The following is a 3265-nucleotide window of genomic DNA, read 5'->3' as shown; positions in this document are numbered from 1 at the left end:
GGCTCTGGCTCTGGCTCTGGCAAGGATTCAACGACATCTTCAAGCTGATCGCTACCTTGGATTTTCGGTTCAAAGTCAAAATCAGAGTCAATGTTCGCTGGCGACTCTACATCGTCGATGGCTTCAGCTAACCAGTCTTCAACCGTTTCTTCTTCATCTTCAGAGATATCGTTCAAAGACGATGGCGAAGCTTGCTCTTGTACGTCGGCTTCTTTCGGCTCTGGTTCTTGTTGTGCGGTTTCTTCTTTAACTCGCTCTTCAAAATCTGGTTTGTCAAAATCAGAATTCTCAGATAACAGCGAGTCGATATCCAGTTCATCATCTTCAACCGATGATGCGGTTTCTTGCGCTGATACTTCGTCGCTGTCTAAAAGAGACGCTTGCTCTGGTTCAACCGTATTGTCAATTGATGGTTCAACAGGCTCTTCTATTGCTGGCAACAAATCATTGTCATCAGAAGTCATTAACTCATCAATCAACGCTTCGTCTGTTGTTTCTAGCGAGTCATCAAGCAAAGCATCCGTTGCCGGTGCGACACCGAACAAATCATCGATAAAACCATCACGATTAAAGGCTTCATCATTTTCTGGCTTAATGTCAGAACTTTCTTGAGTCATTTCAGAATCTAACGATTCATCAGTAACGACTTCAGGTTGTGGTGTTTCACTAATGTCCGGATCTTGCTTAGGCTCACCTTCAGAGGTTAACGGAGTAAGCTCAACGTCTGAGTCCTTTTCAGGCTCCTCATTGGCGTTGTCCAAACCAAAGGCTGCGTCTAACTCTTTATCAAACGTCTTATCTTCAGATTCAAGCTCGTCTTCAATGCCACTTGTCAGTAAGTCATCAAATGGGTCTAGAGATTCTGATTTTGATGCATCCGCTAAAAGCTCATCATCTGACAATTCACTATCAAGGAAATCATCCAATAAGTCGGTACTTTCGGCGTCGAGTTCGAAATCATCGTCGTCAGAGTCACCTATTAATTCATCCAAGGTTTCCGTGCTGTCTTCTGCGATGTTGAGGTCATCATCGGTCGATAAACCAGAAAGCTCTTCAAGCTCAGACAGAGAATCAAAGCCAAGAGGTTCGCTTTCAGACTCATCATCCGAATCGTCCCCTAGCATCTCATCAAGAAGGTCTGTCGAGTTACTTAGGTCTACGTCATCGCCTGCCAGTTGCTCATCAAGCAGATCAACGCTGTCTTGAGGTTCTTCATTTACGATGGGCTTATCGAACTGAGACAGAATGTTTTCGATATCATCATCAGACGCCAAACCACTGTTTAGGTTAGTGGCAATCTCATCGTCGCTATCGAGGTTGAAAGGGTCATTCGCTTGATCGTTCTGAGCAGCAACTTGGGCAAAGATGTCATCAATATCATCATTCGCTGTCGGTGAAGCTGGCTCAGGGGACTGTTGTTCAGAGATTAGAGCATCAATATCAAAATCGTCATTGCTCAAATCAACAGGCTTAGTCTCACTTTGTTGCTCAGAGATAAGCGCATCGATGTCAAAATCATCGCTTGCTGGTGTTTCAGTGCTAGAAGGCGAATCACTTTGCTCTTCCGAAATCAGAGCATCAATATCGAAGCTGTCGTCATCTTCGTCATCAAGAGCAAACAGATCATCTAATAAAGATTGGTCTAGCTCGTTGGAACCGAGATCTTCAGTTTCAGACTCTTGAGATAGTAAAGCTTCAATGTCATCAGCAGACATTGCGTTATCATCAGAAAGATCAAAGTCGACATCATCAGTATCGACGGCGCTTTCCGCTGTTTTGTCTAGCGCACGTTCCATCTCTTCAAGGCCAAGCGCTTTCTCTTCGCCATTAACACTAATGCCGTTGCTGCTGTCTAAATCTAGATCGTCGAAGTTGGTGTCTAAATCACCGTTTTCGCCAATGCTAGCAAATGGGTCATCGTCTTCACCATCTAGATTGAAATCGAGATCAGATTCATCTAAACCAGCAAAGACATCATCCTCTTCGGCTAGCGCTTGATCGTCAAACAGCTTGTTGGCGTCATCTTCCGTACCAAACAAGTCATCATCTAAAGACAGCTCGTTAAGGTCGTCCATCTCGTCGCCCAATGTAATAGGTGCAACGGTACTTGGTTCTGGCTGGAGCGGTTGTTCTTGAGTCGTCTGCTGTTGCTCATCATTTTTAGAACGACGGCCTAACAGCATCACAACGATCAAACCAATGAGCAGACCTGGAATAATCGCAAGAGCCGCCACTAACCAACCATTCGATAACAGTTCGTCCATGACACTTGGTGCCATCTTTTCAATTTCGGCGTTCTTTCTGCGCTCTTCATCAAGCAGCTTTTCCACTTCGCTACGAATGCGGTCTTCATCACTGAGCTCTGTTTTTAGCTCATCCACTTCCGATTGAACATTCGATAACATCAAACGAAGTTGGTGATTTTTCTCTTCAAGTGACAGCAGTTCAGTTTCTGAAAGCTCTAGCTGCTTCTCTAACTTGTTCATCTCTTGGGTTGGTGCAGATTGAGCTAGAGATGATTGAGTTGGAGACAATGGCTTTTTAGCAGTTTCAGTAGTGCTTACTTGCTTAGCAGGAGTAACATTTTTTGCATCAGAACTCGGCGCTTTGGGTTTTGAAGCGACAGGCTTACTTGCAGGAGCATCAAGCTTAGCAAGATGTGAGTTCATGATGTTGATAGCTTGCTGCGTCGAGCTTGCACGTGCTTGCTCTAAAGAAGGCACGCGTAGATTGCTCGCAGGCAGCAGGCTATGGATATTCTGGTTTTCAAACGCTTGTGGGTTTAAGCGATAAATAGCCAACAGAGTTTGTTGGACTGAAACGGAGTTATCAGGGCGTAACTTTGAGGCAATAGACCACAATGTTTCTGAGCCGCGAGTTGGACCATAGAAACGTGAAGGCTCAGCGCTATTTGATTGCGCTCTTTGAAGTGGTTCTGAAAACGTAGGCTCTGATTGTATCTGGCCATTAGGCCCTACAACTCGAATGGAATCTGCACGAACAACGGAAATCTGAGTCGCAATGATAAAGGCAAAAGGCATTAACCACGGCTTGAAAATTTGAAACATAAAAGGCTCAGCTAGGTGCTTAAATTCGGAAAAGTGATGATCTATTAAATATATCGGATAAATGACGTAAAACTATAGAGATGAAAACAAAAAATGTGTTGCAGCAACAATATTCGCAGCAATTTCACACAATTTGACTAACAATATTTTTAATCGATTAAAAAAGCCCCACTAAAGAGTGAACTGACCCCCAATAG

The 3265-nt window shown here is 44.0% G+C and carries 1 protein-coding gene; it reads right to left on the bottom strand.

Annotated elements, in window-relative coordinates; translation table 11 throughout:
• Positions 1-3068 (bottom strand): FimV/HubP family polar landmark protein (locus AB4384_RS14225; RefSeq protein WP_372129705.1); only part of this gene is annotated, 3068 nt, incomplete at its 3' end.
• Positions 3069-3265: the final 197 nt, after the last annotated feature.

The organism is Vibrio sp. 10N.261.51.A4, assembly GCF_041471945.1.
Lineage (GTDB): Bacteria > Pseudomonadota > Gammaproteobacteria > Enterobacterales > Vibrionaceae > Vibrio > Vibrio crassostreae_C.
The sequence above is the reverse complement of the archived record's forward strand: the minus strand, read 5'-3'. Positions and strand labels throughout refer to the sequence as shown.